We start from the raw sequence: 13,254 nt of genomic DNA, 5'->3' as shown, positions 1-13,254 counted from the left end.
AGTTGTTTGTGTAAGCGGGCGTCGCTCGGTTTTCAGAGGTAGGGCTGGATGCGGTCGGGGTAGGCGAGGGCGAGTTCGGAAAGTGTCAAGGCGGGTGAGACAGATTCCGTCAGGCGGTCTGTATGAGGGCCTCCTGTGAGGGCTGGTTGATCCAGGCGGCCTCGGGCAGCTTGGGCGCCTGGGGTCGGCGGTGGCCGAAGCGCTCGGGACGGGCGGCGTAGGCCGCGTCCAGGGTGGCCTGGCGCTGGGCGCGGACCTGCCCGGCGGTGCCGAAGTGGACGCTGGCGGGGGTGTGCAGCCCGATCCCGCAGTGGCGGTGCTCGTGGTTGTAGTAGGCGAAGAACTGCTCGGCGAACGCGCCGGCGTCGGCCAGGGACCCGAAGCGCTCGGGGAAGACCGGGGCGTACTTCAGCGTCTTGAACGCCGCCTCGCTGTAAGGGTTGTCGTTCGACACGTGCGGGCGGGAGTGCGACCTGGCCACCCCGAGGTCGACGAGCAGCTGAGCGACCGGTTTGGAGGTCATCGAGGTCCCGCGGTCGGCGTGGATCGCCTCCGGCACGCCATGGATGCCCATGGCGTGCTCGAGCAGGTTCTTGGCGATCTCGGCGTCCTCGCGGGCCGCGATGGTCCAGCCCACGACGAACCTGGAGAAGATGTCGAGCACGACGTACAGGTCGTAGTACACGCCCCGCTCCGGCCCCTTGAGCTTTGTGATGTCCCAACTCCACACCTGCCCCGGCGCCGTCGCGACGAGCTCGGGCCGGGTCCGGGGCGGGTGGCTCGCCTGCCGGCGCCGTTCCCCGGCCATGTCGTGCTCGCGCAGGATCCGGTGCATCGTGGACATCGAGCACAGGTAGGTGCCCTCGTCCAGCAGCGTGGCCCAGACCTGGGCGACCGACTTGTCCGCGAACCGCTGGCTGGTCAACACGGCCAGCACGTGGGCCCGCTCGGCGGCGGACAGCTTGTTCGCCGGTGCCGGCCGCGGTGTCCGTGGACGTGGCGGTGGCGGGTTCTTGGCCCGGTAGTGACTGGCGCGGGAGCGACCCAGCAGCGCGCACGCAGCCGCGGTGCCGACGTGCTCGGCCAGCCCGTCGACGGCCGGGTTGATCACCGCGGCGACCGCGGCGGCTTGTCCGCGCTCTCGGAGAGCGTCTCCAAGAGCGCGTGTGCTTTTCCCATCAGGTCCAGCGCCGCCCTGGTCTTGGCCAGCTCGGCCTCGGCCTTCTCCGCCCGGGCCCGTAGCGCCTGCAGCTCCCGCTCGCGCCGGTCCCGCGGCTTGCTGCCCAGCCCGGACAGCGAGCCGGCGGCCGCGGCCTTGCGCCACTCGATGATGTGGGAGGTGTACAGGCCCTCCCGGCGCAGGATCTCCCCACGCCCAGAGCGGTCCGCGGCGTCGTACTCGGCCAGGATCGCCGCTTTGAACTCGGCGGTGAACGTCCGCCTCTTGGGCCGGTCAGCACGAGGAGCCATAGCCCCATCATCGGTGCCGACGTCAGCAACCGTCATCGTCATCTCAGTATTGGTCCGTTCTCGCCCCGTGCAGTGCGAAGGTCAGCAGTGCTGGTGTCTCACCCCATCCTGACGCACAGGGGTTGCGCGAGGGCTTGCTTCCAATTCGTGGTGATCTGGCCCTCGACGAGGCGGCCTTCGGCGTTGCGTTTGACGCCTCGTGATCGTCCGCGTTCCTTGAGTCGGTCGCGGGCTCGCTTGTCTTCGATGTTGCAGATCGCGAGCCAGAGCAGCTTGACGACGGCGTCGTCGGAGGGGAAATGGCCGCGGTTCTTGATGATCTTCCGCAGCTGATAGTTCAGCGACTCGATGCTGTTCGTGGTGTAAATCACCCGGCGCAGCATCGGCGGGAACGCCAGAAACGGTGTGAACCTGTCCCACGCGTTCTCGAACACCTGGACCGTGTTCGGGTTCGCTTGACCGAGGTCGGACGCGGCGAACTCGGACAGCGCGACGAGGGCGGCGTCTTCGTCCGCGGCCTGGTAGATCGGTTTCAACGCGGCAGCGACGGCCTTGCGGGACTTGTAGTTCACGAACCGCATCGCCGAGCGGATCAGATGCACCACGCAGGTCTGGACCGTCGATTGCGGCCAGGTCGCCTCGATCGCTTCGGGGAACCCGGTGAGCCCGTCGACGCAGACGATGAGGACGTCCGTGATGCCGCGGTTGGCGAGTTGCGCGCAGACACCGGCCCAGAACTTCGCACCCTCGGTGGTTTGGATCCAGATGCCCAGGACGTGCTTGATGCCATCCATGTCGACGCCGACAGCGATGTGAGCGGCTTTGTTGCGCACGTGCGCACCATCGCGGACCTTCACGATCAGCGCGTCCAGGTAGATCACCGGATAGAACGCCTCCAGCGGCCGATGCTGCCAAGCGAGGACCTCGTCAAGGACCTCGTCAGTGATCTTGCTGATCGTCTCCCGGCTGATCTCGGTGCCGATCGTGGAGACCAGATGATGCTCGATATCGCGGATCGTCATCCCGCCGGCGTAGAGCGAGACGATCATGTCGTCGAGCCCACCAAGGCGCCGTGAGCCCTTCGGGACCAGCATCGGCGTGAAGGACCCATCTCGGTCCCTGGGGATCGCGAGGTCGACGTCACCGACGCTGGTCGCGACAGTCTTCGGAAACGAGCCGTTCCTCGAATTCGGGTGAAGCCCCGCCTCGGGATCGCCCTGCTCGTAGCCGACATGCTCGGTCAGCTCCGCCCGCAATCCGCGTTCGAGGCCGGCCTTGATGAGCTGCTGGATGAGCCCGTCCTTGCCATCGAGCTTGACCTCGCCAGCATCGATCTTCGCGTAGAGGTCATCCAATGCGCCCGATGCTTCGAGCGCCTCCACACCCTGCCGTTGAGCCTTGCGACGCTCCTCACGCGCCTGCTTGTCAATCATGGTCATCAGTGTCTCGACTTTCAGTCAGGAGCACTGCCCCTTACACAAACCATCTGACACGCTCCACTTCGATGTCCCGCAGGGACGCGCGAAGCTGCTTGCGGGTGCGCAGCCAACTGATGTCCACACCGATCACCACCGCACGGTGACGCCCCCACACCGAATGAACACTGTGGAACACTTGCGCTTCCGGCGCCGAACGCAACGCCGTCAAGCAACCCAACCGATCTCCGATCACCGCGATCAGCGGCGCCCGCGCGGGGTCGTTCTGGCGGGGGCGGGCAAGCGAGAGTAGGCCGCGCAGTCCGATGCGTTCCGGTGGGGTCAGCTCGACTTGCTCGGCTTGCGCCGCACGGACTCCGCGAACGGGGCGATCCGGCCGCGCCTCAACGTTTATCGACATCGCGCTGACAATCGACACAGTTCTCGGCGTACGGCATGATGTCCAAACGCGCCGCGACGATCGCTCCGCCGCAGCGGATGCAGCGACCATACGTGCCAGCTTCCAGCCGGTCCAGCGCCGCGGTGATCTGATCCATCACCCGCCGCGCTGCCTGATTTGTCGCCCACGAGACCGGGTCGATGTTGGGCGCGGCGGACAGGCCGGACGCGCGGATGATGACTTCCCGCTGCCGAAGCTCCTCCTGCAAGAAACGGCGAATGTGGGCGTAGTTAAGTTTCGGGGCGGACCGAGGTGCAATATCAACAGACATGAGAACTCCTCATCAGAAAATGTCGACGTCATGAGTGCCGGAAGCAGACTCCGGCGCGTCGGTGAGCGGACACTCACCGACATCGGGTCAAGAAACGACAGGGAACATCACGTGGGATGCGGCGGCCCCATCAGCTTCGCCAACTGATCAAACAGCTCCGCCGCACCATCCAGGGGCAGCTCCCCCCGATCGACCTGCGAGATGATCTCCATGAAAGCTAGACGCATCCTCGCCGTCCGCACAGGAACGGTCCCCGCAACCGTGTTCAGCACGGACCAGGCGCGAAGACGAGCCCGCAACGCGTCCGGAGTCCAACGACACCTCATGATCTCCCTCCGCCCCATGCCCGGACATTGAGGATCCGTGCGACCCGTAGCGCTGACCGGCCGGCGTTGCTTCCGTCAGAGCGATGTGTCGGTAGCGCGGTGACCGTGTCGCCGCGGTTGGCGGCGCACAGCGCGGAGCGGCGCGGCCTGGGGTCGGCGCGTGGCGTTGTCTTGCGCGGTCGTGTGATCGGCATCTCTGCCTCCTGGGTACAAAAAAAGCGCCGCATATGCGACGCGCTGGGTAGCCGGACAAGCCGTGGAAACCACGGACTCATTTACGGCGGAGCGCGACGGGTGGAGAGCAAGAGCGATACCGCTCCCGCGCCCGTCATCCGCGGCGGGAGAACCTCGTGACGGGCTCCCGCGATATCCAGAACAGCCCGCACAACGCCGGCGTCAATAAGACGCTGCGCGCTGGCGAAAGGGGCGGTCATCGACATGCCCTCACCATAGCCCGAACCTACAGAAAGGCAAGTCGGCACCCAGGAACCTAGCAGTCGCCCTCAGCGAGGCTGGCAGTCCCGTACCCGGAAAGCGCAATACGGAACTTACGAGTGCCTTCCCAGGGCTGCGAACACGGCTCGGCAGATACCTCGATTCCGCTGCTCGCGGTCTCCGCCCAACGGTGACGCGCGCGGCCCAAGACCGCGAAGATGAAGCCGGGAATGAGCAGCCACACGAGCCCGTCGAACAAGACGACCCACGCGCAAAAGAGACGCACCACCCCTCACGCCGATCGGCGTCTGGGGAGGGGCTCGATGCCTTCTAAGCTGACATAAGGTTCACTATCGGCGAATGCGCTCCCCAATTTCTCAGGCCATCCCTTGATGCCGCGGTTCATTGCGATCACGCGTGACTAGGTTCACTGTCGCGACCTGGCCTTACAGTTGCTGATCGCGACTTCCCCAGGCTTCCACGTGATACACCACCATCAGCCTCGACCCGCAAAGCTGATGTAGCAGAACCGAAGATTCCTAAAGGATAAGGAGCAAGACACCACGACATTCCGACGGCAATACAGCGATGCACGCAGGCACCAATCGGTGATCCCGTGACTCGAGCGTCATCCTGAAGGATTCGGCGACATCTACCTGCATGGCACAAAAAACACTGGCCAGGAGTCAAATACCGTCCTAGCCTAGCGACATGCGGGGAGGTCTCCAGCGGTGGAAGAGAGGCGCCGGCTCCGGCGGGGTCGGTCGGGCGATCGACTACGCCGTGAAGGGAACTTGCGATGCTCATCTCCACCTTTCGACCGGATCTGACGCGCTCGAGCGTTACAGCAGCGCCACCGATGCGAGCGTCACGAGATTCGTTGTGACGGATGGCGCAATCGCAGCCGACGAGCTATCGGCAGGAGCGCTCCGGGTGTGGCTCACGGGTCATGACCCGGTGACGGGGGAGAAGCGTGGAAGCCAGCGGCTCAGCGCGGACGCCGATCTCTTGCTCGACGCGACGCTGAACCACCCGAAGTCGTACAGCATCGCGGCGTTGCTGCATCCGGAGCTCGCGTCCGAATTCGAGTCGCTGCAGAATCGCCTGCGTGACCAGATCCTCACTACCTGGCTGAACGAGCTGAACGCACGTCGCGGTCATGGCGGACTCATTCGGGAAGACATCACCCGCATCGAGGTGGTCGAGCTCGACCATCGGCGCTCGCGCGCGCTCGACCCGCACGCCCACCGCCACCTTTGGTTGAACGTGAAGGTGCTCGGCGCTGACGGCAAGTGGTCCAACGTCGACTCGCGGGTCGCAATGAAGCTCCACACCCTGATCAACGCCGAAGGCGATCTCGCTGCGCGAACAGATCCGCAGTGGCTCGCGTCGCTCGCCCGTCACGGGTTCACGCTCGACGATGACGGCGAGGTCGCCGAACTTGCGAGCGTGGTGCGGCCCCTCTCGCGGCGCTCGGCGCAGATCGAGGTGAATCGAGCCCGACTCATCGCGGAGTGGAGCGCTGAGCACGATGGGACGAGCCCCAGCATCCGCGTTCTGACACAGATCGACCGTCGCGCGTGGGCGATGTCGCGCCCGAACAAACCCGCTCACCTCGACGAGCTGTCGTGGGAAGCGACTGTGCGTGGCGAGCTCGCGAGTCTCGATGCCCGGCTCGCTGTGGACCGTGCGCCTGTGCCGCTCGTCTCCACCCCACTCCACGCGCTCGACCTGGACCTTCTGGCGCATGCCGCGGTGGTCGATGCGGACGAGCGTTCCACCCGCACCGGCGGGAGGTTCAGTTCTTTCGACCTCCGAGCGGGCGCGACGCGCGCCCTCGCGCGGAGCGGGGTGGTCGCGCCCCGCGATGCGTTGATCGCGACGATCGACGCGATCGCAGAGAAAGCACACGGCACGTGCGTGCGGTTGATGACGGATGCCGACCTCCCGGGCCAGGTCAAGGCGTTCATGGCGACCGAGACAGTGCGCCTGAAGATTCATCTCGCCGGCAGCCTGGACGCGCTCGCATCGCCGGGTCGCTCGCTCCTGCCGCAGGAGCTCCGTCGCAGCGCGGCATTCCCGGAAGACGTCGACCAGCTGGATCCCTCGCAGCTCGCGGCCGCCGGCGCGATTGCCGGGGCCGGCGGCCTCGTGACGGTGACCGGGCCGGCTGGCGCGGGTAAGACCACGATGCTGCGCGTGGCTTTCGCGGCTTTGCGATCGCAACACCGACAAATGCTGGTCGTCGCACCGACTCGGAAGGCCGCGTCCGTGGCGTCACGTGAGGTGGGCGCGGAGGCTTCGAGCCTGCATGCCCTACTCGCCGATCACGGCTATCGCTGGACCGTCGACGCCGCCGGCGCCGAGGCGTGGACGCGGCTGTCGGTGGGGGAGTCGGACAGAGACACCGGCGCGATCTATGCGGGCCCATCGCGGTTCGTTCTCCGACGCGGCGATCGGATCGTCGTGGACGAAGCCGGCATGGTCGACCTGCAGACCGAGGCTGCACTCGTCGGTCTCGCGATCGAGCAGCAGGTGGGAGTGGCGATGGTGGGCGATCCGTGTCAGGCGCTTCCGGTCGGGCACGCGGGGGCGATGGCATCAGCGGTCCGGTGTGCGACAGCATCCGTGGAACTCGGCACGGTGCACCGGTTCAGTGATCCCGAATACGCTGCGCTCACTCTTCGCCTGCGCGAGCCCCGCGACCGTGACGACGCCCTCACGATTGCAGGGGAGTTGCTCGAGCGCGGGCATGTGCAACGGGCATCGGGAGCGGAGGAGGCGCGCGCCGCGATGGTGGCGGCCTACTTCGAGTGGCACGCGCGCGGGAAGCGCGTCGCGCTGGTCTCGGGCACCAACAGTGAGGCGGATGCGATCAACGATGCGATCCAGCAGCGCCGCGTCGACGAAGGGGAGCTTGACTCCACCGTGCTCGCGCTTGGGATGGGGGAGCAGCGTCTCCTCGTCGGCGACACCGTACAGACGCGTCGCAACGACCCGCGCACCGGCGTCGAGAACCGCGCGCAGTGGGTGGTGCTCGGCATTCGCGACGATCGCATCACCCTCGTGTCGGCGAGCGACAGCGGTGAGATGCGTGGAGTGAGTCGCGAGTATGCGTTCGAACACGTGCAGCTGGCGTACGCGTCAACGGTGCACGGCATTCAGGGAGAGACGACGGATGCCGCGGTCGTCGGTCCGGACGTCGACGCCGCCGGCCTCTACGTCGGACTGACCCGAGGGCGCCACCACAACACCGCCATCACCGTTGCGCGGACCGACGAGGAGGCGACAGCACAGCTGGGGGCGACGATGATGCGCGGCACAACGGAGCTCACGCTCCAGGACGCTATCCGCGCCGCCCACGCCGAGCTGCGACGGGCAGCACGCGAGCGCGAGGTTCAGGCGTCCGCACCGTGGATCACACCCAGCGCATCCCCGTCGCACGGCGGGCGCCCACTGTGATCAGCACTGCGGGGCGGGATCTCACAGCGGTATACTTCGGGTATGACTACGACGATCAAAGTCAGCGACGAGCTCCGCGACCGGCTCAAGGATCAAGCCGCCCGCGACGGGCTCACGCTCGGCGCGCATCTTGCGTACCTCGCCGACGCCGAGGACAGACGGCGGCGTCTGCGGCTGCTGAAGGCCGCAATCGACGCGTCGAGCAGCGCCGATGTGGCGTCTCATGCTGCGGAGACGGGAGACTGGGAGCGCACGGAACTGGCCGACGCCTCGTGACCACACCCGAGCTCGCCCCGGGCGTCGTGGCCTGGGCGACGCTCGAGCCCGTGCGCGGCAGAGAGCAAGGCGGTCATCGCCCCGTGCTGATCATCGCGTCCGCAGGATATCTGGATGCGGTCACGACCCTCGCTATCGTGCTCCCGATCACGACCACCGATCGAGGATGGCCGAACCACGTTCGCGTCGAGGGGCCGAGCGGGCTGGAACGACCGTCGTGGGTCATGACGGAGCAGCCCCGCACGTTGTCGCGCGATCGGCTCACGGGAGTAGCCGGTGAAGTGTCCCTCGACTGTCTCGCCGTAGTACGCACCTGGTTGGGCGACTTCCTCGATCTCTGACCGGCTTGACGACGGGAGAACACTGAGTCATGGGCAGCATCCACTCGTACACGGTCGCCGCCGGACGGCGGTATCGGATCAGCTACCGCAAGCCGAACGGGCTGCAGGCGACCCTGCGGGGCTTTCGCACGAAGCACGAGGCGGAGATCAGACTCGCCGAAGTCGAGATCTCCAAGAATCGTGGCGAGTTCGTTGACCCCTCGGACTCGAGGGCCCCGCTCGGATCGCTGGGGACGGAGTGGCTCGCGGCGCGACAGGCGGATCTCAAGCCGTCGACGTTCCGCAGCATCGACTCCGCGTGGCGCATCCACGTGCGACCGAAGTGGGAACGGCGCGCGGTCGGCAGCATCCGGCATTCGGAGGTCCAGGCGTGGACCTCCGAGCTTACCAAGACGCACAGCCCGACGACGGTGCGCCGTGCGCACGAGGTGCTCGCCGGCATCCTCGATGTCGCCCTCCGTGACCGTCGCATCGCGTCGAACCCGGCACGCGGTGTCAAACTTCCGCGCAAGGTCGCGAAGCCACGCGCCTACCTCACCCATCAGCAGGTCGCCGACCTTGCGCGCGAGTCGTCTCAGCCTGAATTGGTGGTGTTCCTTGCCTACACGGGCCTCCGTTGGGGTGAGGCGACCGGGCTGCGCGTCACGCATGTCGACCTTCGCCGCCGGCGGGTGAGCGTTGAGGAGAATGCGGTCGAAGTCGGTAGCGCCATCCAGGTCGGCACACCGAAGACCCACGAGAAGCGCCAAGTGCCCTACCCGCCCTTCCTGGCCGAAACGATGGAGCGGCTCGTCACGGGCCGCGGCCGCGATGAGTTGGTGTTCGGCGGCGGCACGAGTCACCTCCGGCGCCCGAAGTCCACGAGCGGCTGGTTCCACGGCGCTGTGACACGAGCGCAAGCGTCTGCTGAGCAAGCAATCGCCGACGCGCTGGCCGCTGGACAGCAGCCCCCGCCGCTGTTCCCGCGGGTCACTCCGCATGACCTCCGTCACACTGCCGCGTCGCTCGCCATCTCGGCCGGCGCTCACGTGAAGGCGGTGCAACGGATGCTGGGTCACGCCTCGGCGGTGATGACCCTCGATACGTATGCCGACCTCTTCGACGACGATCTCGACACCGTGTCGGAGGCTCTCGGGATGGCGGCGGCATCGTCCGATGTGATCGCTGTTCTGTCTCGTGACAACAACGGTGGCAACAGCGTGTGACAACATCCGCGACCCTCCCGCGCCACAAAGCTGCGTTCAGATGTTGTCAAAGTGTTGTCACGGGGCCATTTCGGGTGTCCGGTGAAAGCCGCGATCCCAGTGTTTACAAGGGATCGGAGCGATGAAAGAAGGGTGGGCCCCGTGGGGCTCGAACCCACGACCCGCGGATTAAAAGTCCGATGCTCTACCGACTGAGCTAGAGGCCCGTGCGCTCCAGCCTAACGAACGCGAAGCGGGCCGGATGCCGCAGCATCCGACCCGCCCGCACACGACACGCGGCCGTCGGCGCCCCCTCGCAAACGGCGCCGACGGCCGCGGCCGTCTCAGGTCGTCCCCCCGGACGACCGAGTCAGGGTGATCACATCGGGGGCATCAGCACCGAGTCGATCAGGTACACCGTGGCGTTGGCGGTCTGGACGCCACCGCAGATGACCATGGCGTCGTTGACCATGAGATCGTCGCCGGAGCCGGTGACCTCGAGGTCTGCGCCGTTGACGGTCGTGTGCGTTCCGACGACCTCGTCGGGGCCGGCCTGGCCGGGCACCACGTGGTAGGTGAGGATCGACGTCAGAAGGTCGGCGTCGGTCTGCAGCGTCTCGATGGTCGCGGCGTCGATCTGCGCGAACGCGTCGTCGACGGGCGCGAAGACGGTGAACTCGTCACCGTTGAGCGTGTCGACGAGGTTCACGTCGGGGTTCAGCTGGCCGCTCACCGCCGCGACGAGCGTGGTCAGCAGCGGGTTGTTCGACGCGGCGGTGGCCACCGGGTCCTGGGCCATGCCCTCGACCGAGCCGGCTCCGTCGGGAACGGCGGCGGCGTAGTCGGCGCAGCCCGGGCCCACGAGGTTGGCGGCCGGGTCCATCGTGCTGTCATCCATCTCCTCCGACATGGACGGGGCGCTCGAGGGCTCCTCCATCGAGTCGTCGGCGGTGTCCGCAGCACCTCCGGCACACGCGGTCAGGGCGAACGTGGCGGCGAACGCGAGCCCGAATCCCGCCGTCACACGCTTCTTCGTCAGTGTCGACATGACTTCCTCCTCTGATACGGGCTTCACGCCCGGTTTCTGTGGCAGCCCCTGGTGCGGGACGGTCCGTCGCATCTGCGGCGTACACGGGCTCTTCGGAACCCCGTGGGGATCGGATTGAGAAAGTCCGAAAGTCGTCCGGTGCGACGGATGTGCGCGGCGCGTCCGCGCACCTCGGAGAGGGCCGATGGCGCTCGCCCCAGCCTTCGGCCGACGTCGCGGTGCACGGGCGAGGATCCCCATCCGATCGGGACACCGCATCGAAGAGATCGCGAACCGGCCGTGCATTCTAGGCCGCGGCGAATGCCGCATCCCGTGCGGTGGGTCGTTGAGGGTGCCCGAGGAGGCATGCTTGTAGACATGGTGATCGACGGCATCGACGTGCGCGAAGACGGCGCGTCGGGCGACCGCATCGCCGAACTCCTGGTGCGCTCCGCCGACGGCGACCAGAACGCCTTTGCCGAGTTGTACGACGCGATGTCCTCCCGGGTGTTCGGACTCATCTGCCGCGTCCTGGTCGACCGGGCGCAGAGCGAAGAGGTGCTTCAGGAGGTCTTCCTCGAGGTGTGGCAATCCGCCGCCAAGTTCGCTCCGAAGAAGGGGCAGGGCAGGTCGTGGATACTCACGATCGCCCACCGTCGAGCGGTCGATCGTGTGCGATCGGCGCAGGCGAGCACGGATCGCGATGTGCGCGCGGGGTTCCGCGACATGGATGTGGCCCACGACGGGGTCGCCGAAGAGGTGGAGCTGAAGATCGAGGGCCGGCGCGTGACCGGGGCGCTCGCGGCGCTCCCCGAGGCGCAGCGAGAAGCGCTGACGCTCGCGTATTTCGGTGGTTACAGTCAGAGCGAGATCGCCGCGCTGGTGGGCGCTCCGCTCGGGACGATCAAGACGAGGATGCGGGACGGATTATCCCGCCTACGACTGGAGTTGGGGGTGACGACATGAACGAGCAGCACTTCGCCGAGCTCGCTGCGGGCCACGCGCTGCACGCGCTGAGCCCCGACGACGAGCGTGAGTTCGCGCTCGCCCTCGCCGCTCACCCCGAATGGGAGCACCATGTCAGGGCGGATGCCGAGGCGCTGGCCCGGCTCGCCGACCTGAGCGAGCCGATCGATCCGCCGGCGCGCGTGCGTCACGACGTGCTGGCCCGCATCGGGGCGATGCCCCAGTTCGCCGCGGAGCCTCGCGCCGAGGCCGCGACGGAGGAAGATGTCCCGGTCGTCGCACCGCCCGTGCTCTCCGACGTGACGGCCACCGAGGTGCCGGCCGGCGTCGGCACCGCCCCGACCCGCCGGGGCCTCGGCCGTCGAGGATGGTTCGCGCTCGCGGCATCCCTCGCCCTGCTCCTCGGCATCGGCGGCGCAGCGGCGATCGTCACGCAGCAGTTCGCGCGGCCCGCGGCGGTCGTGGCGCTCGAGCAGATCGAGCGGGCGGAGGACGCGCAGAGCGCCTCGACGACCCTTCCCGACGGCGGCGAGGCGACGGTGCACTGGTCCTCTTCGGTCGGCGAGGCGGTGCTCGTCTCCGAGGGGCTGCCGCCCATCGAGGCCGACCAGAGCTACGAGCTGTGGTTCGTGCGCGGCACCGACCCGATCGCGGCCGGCGTGTTCGAGGCCGACCACTCCGGCAACGCCACCGCGTTGCTGGCCGGCGAGATGTCGCCCGGCGACGTCATCGCCGTCACGGTCGAGCCACTGGGCGGGTCGCCGACGGGCGAGCCCTCGAGCGATCCCATCCTCGCCATCCCCACGGCCTGACACGCCACCCGCCCGGCGTAGCCTGGAGGGATGAGCGACGAGACACCCGGTCCCGGGTTCCACAAGCCGGTGAAGCGGCCGTCGGAACTCTTCGACCGCCTGTACGGTACGCAGGACCCGGCCGAGGTTTCCCGTGTCGCGCACTCGACGGCGGCCGCGCTCCTCTCCCGTGTGCGGGAGGAGCAGGATGCCGGGGTCGTGGACCGGCTCGTGGAGTTCACCGACCGTCACGGCATCGACGACATCGCCGAGCTGTGGTCGCGCTCGCCGGCCCGCACGCTTCCCGGCACGCTCTGGCGCATCTACCTGCTGCAGCTGATGATCCACGACGACCCCCGCACGGCCGCGCTGCTGTACGAGCGGGGCCGGGTCGAGCTCGGCTCGGCCGACGAGGTCGTCGCCGGTGCGTCCGCGCCCGCCGGGCCCGAGGAGCTCGTGACGCTCTCGGACGAGATCCTCCGGGGCGTGTTCGACGGCGATTTCGGAGTGGCGTTGCAGCGCGCCGGCGCGTTCTGCCGCGTCGGGGCGTCGGGTGCGACCCACCTCGCCGACGACTACGAGCCGACCGAGCCGGAGCGCGCGAGCGAGCTGACCACGCGCGCGCTGCGCCTGTCGACCTTCGCGGAGGATCTGGATGCCGCGGCATCCCTCTGGCGCCGCGACTCGCTCACCTGAGCTTCGCCCGCACGCGGGCATGAAAGTGCCGGGCCGCAGAACGCCTCTCGGCGCATGGCCGCTCGGAGCGGCAGAAGATGGAGCCCGGGGTTACTGCGGCCCGGCTATGACAGTCTAACCGACGTCCCCCGCGA

The 13,254-nt window shown here is 67.6% G+C and carries 12 protein-coding genes and 1 tRNA gene; 7 read left to right on the top strand and 6 right to left on the bottom strand.

The window, feature by feature from the left end; translation table 11 throughout:
• Positions 1-109: 109 nt before the first annotated feature.
• The 4 genes from RYJ27_RS10450 to RYJ27_RS10435 form a co-directional block, all read right to left on the bottom strand.
• A protein-coding gene (locus RYJ27_RS10450) for an IS3 family transposase (protein ID WP_370428832.1) occupies positions 110-1,506 on the bottom strand; the annotation gives its coding sequence in 2 pieces (ribosomal slippage) (positions 110-1,170 and positions 1,170-1,506; 1,398 coding nt in all).
• A 62-nt stretch (positions 1,507-1,568) separates the two neighbouring features.
• Entirely contained in the window at positions 1,569-2,909 is a 1,341-nt protein-coding gene (locus tag RYJ27_RS10445; protein ID WP_330170247.1) for an IS256 family transposase, read from the bottom strand.
• A gap of 34 nt (positions 2,910-2,943) precedes the next feature.
• Positions 2,944-3,324: a hypothetical protein gene (locus tag RYJ27_RS10440; protein ID WP_330170246.1), complete on the bottom strand. Its 381-nt coding sequence runs from the start codon at positions 3,322-3,324 to the stop codon at positions 2,944-2,946.
• Complete coding sequence (locus RYJ27_RS10435; RefSeq protein ID WP_330170245.1) at positions 3,290-3,616, bottom strand: TraR/DksA family transcriptional regulator; 327 nt, start codon at positions 3,614-3,616, stop codon at positions 3,290-3,292. Before RYJ27_RS10435 ends, RYJ27_RS10440 begins: the two co-directional genes overlap by 35 nt.
• Positions 3,617-5,088: 1,472 nt before the next feature.
• Here RYJ27_RS10435 and RYJ27_RS10430 point away from each other — a divergent pair.
• The 4 genes from RYJ27_RS10430 to RYJ27_RS10415 are packed head-to-tail and all read left to right on the top strand — an operon-like array spanning position 5,089 to position 9,661.
• A complete protein-coding gene (locus RYJ27_RS10430) occupies positions 5,089-7,839 on the top strand; it encodes an AAA family ATPase (RefSeq protein ID WP_422732833.1) in 2,751 nt (916 codons plus the stop codon).
• 42 nt (positions 7,840-7,881) lie between these two features.
• Positions 7,882-8,115, top strand: a complete 234-nt coding sequence (locus tag RYJ27_RS10425; RefSeq protein WP_141381543.1) for a toxin-antitoxin system protein — start codon at positions 7,882-7,884, stop codon at positions 8,113-8,115.
• Positions 8,112-8,456, top strand: coding sequence for a type II toxin-antitoxin system PemK/MazF family toxin (locus RYJ27_RS10420; protein ID WP_191008101.1), 345 nt, complete (start codon positions 8,112-8,114; stop codon positions 8,454-8,456). Before RYJ27_RS10425 ends, RYJ27_RS10420 begins: the two co-directional genes overlap by 4 nt.
• 29 nt (positions 8,457-8,485) lie before the next feature.
• Positions 8,486-9,661: a tyrosine-type recombinase/integrase gene (locus tag RYJ27_RS10415; protein ID WP_330170243.1), complete on the top strand. Its 1,176-nt coding sequence runs from the start codon at positions 8,486-8,488 to the stop codon at positions 9,659-9,661.
• Positions 9,662-9,794: 133 nt separating this feature from the next.
• On the opposite strand, the gene RYJ27_RS10410 is transcribed toward RYJ27_RS10415, so the two are convergent.
• Positions 9,795-9,867 (bottom strand) — tRNA-Lys (locus RYJ27_RS10410).
• 152 nt (positions 9,868-10,019) lie between these two features.
• Positions 10,020-10,688: a fasciclin domain-containing protein gene (locus tag RYJ27_RS10405; RefSeq protein ID WP_330170242.1), complete on the bottom strand. Its 669-nt coding sequence runs from the start codon at positions 10,686-10,688 to the stop codon at positions 10,020-10,022.
• A gap of 345 nt (positions 10,689-11,033) precedes the next feature.
• Here RYJ27_RS10405 and sigK point away from each other — a divergent pair, with 345 nt between their 5' ends.
• The 3 genes from sigK to RYJ27_RS10390 are packed head-to-tail and all read left to right on the top strand — an operon-like array spanning position 11,034 to position 13,120.
• Positions 11,034-11,633 (top strand): ECF RNA polymerase sigma factor SigK, encoded by a 600-nt coding sequence (gene sigK / locus RYJ27_RS10400; protein ID WP_396664719.1) that lies wholly within the window; start codon positions 11,034-11,036, stop codon positions 11,631-11,633.
• The gene (locus tag RYJ27_RS10395) at positions 11,630-12,445 is read left to right on the top strand and encodes an anti-sigma factor (RefSeq protein ID WP_330170240.1); all 816 of its coding nucleotides are present in this window, start codon (positions 11,630-11,632) and stop codon (positions 12,443-12,445) included. The genes sigK and RYJ27_RS10395 overlap by 4 nt, the downstream gene beginning before the upstream one ends.
• Before the next feature lie 30 nt (positions 12,446-12,475).
• Positions 12,476-13,120 carry a DNA-directed RNA polymerase subunit beta gene (locus RYJ27_RS10390; RefSeq protein WP_330170239.1) on the top strand — a complete coding sequence of 215 codons (645 nt, stop codon included), beginning with the start codon at positions 12,476-12,478 and terminating at the stop codon, positions 13,118-13,120.
• The last annotated feature ends 134 nt before the right edge of the window (positions 13,121-13,254 follow it).

Source organism: Microbacterium limosum, from assembly GCF_036324365.1.
In the GTDB taxonomy this organism is placed as follows: Bacteria; Actinomycetota; Actinomycetes; order Actinomycetales; family Microbacteriaceae; genus Microbacterium; species Microbacterium limosum.
Note: the sequence above shows the minus strand (reverse complement) of the source record. Positions and strands in the feature narration are given on the sequence as shown.

Excerpts from the sequence above, each read along its gene's own strand:
- RYJ27_RS10445 (WP_330170247.1), bottom strand. The coding sequence starts at position 2,909 with ATGACCATGATTGACAAGCAGGCGCGTGAGGAGCGTCGCAAGGCTCAA.
- RYJ27_RS10415 (WP_330170243.1), top strand. The coding sequence starts at position 8,486 with ATGGGCAGCATCCACTCGTACACGGTCGCCGCCGGACGGCGGTATCGG.
- RYJ27_RS10435 (WP_330170245.1), bottom strand. The coding sequence starts at position 3,616 with ATGTCTGTTGATATTGCACCTCGGTCCGCCCCGAAACTTAACTACGCC.
- RYJ27_RS10430 (WP_422732833.1), top strand. The coding sequence starts at position 5,089 with ATGCGGGGAGGTCTCCAGCGGTGGAAGAGAGGCGCCGGCTCCGGCGGG.
- sigK (WP_396664719.1), top strand. The coding sequence starts at position 11,034 with ATGCTTGTAGACATGGTGATCGACGGCATCGACGTGCGCGAAGACGGC.
- RYJ27_RS10395 (WP_330170240.1), top strand. The coding sequence starts at position 11,630 with ATGAACGAGCAGCACTTCGCCGAGCTCGCTGCGGGCCACGCGCTGCAC.
- RYJ27_RS10425 (WP_141381543.1), top strand. The coding sequence starts at position 7,882 with ATGACTACGACGATCAAAGTCAGCGACGAGCTCCGCGACCGGCTCAAG.
- RYJ27_RS10405 (WP_330170242.1), bottom strand. The coding sequence starts at position 10,688 with ATGTCGACACTGACGAAGAAGCGTGTGACGGCGGGATTCGGGCTCGCG.
- RYJ27_RS10390 (WP_330170239.1), top strand. The coding sequence starts at position 12,476 with ATGAGCGACGAGACACCCGGTCCCGGGTTCCACAAGCCGGTGAAGCGG.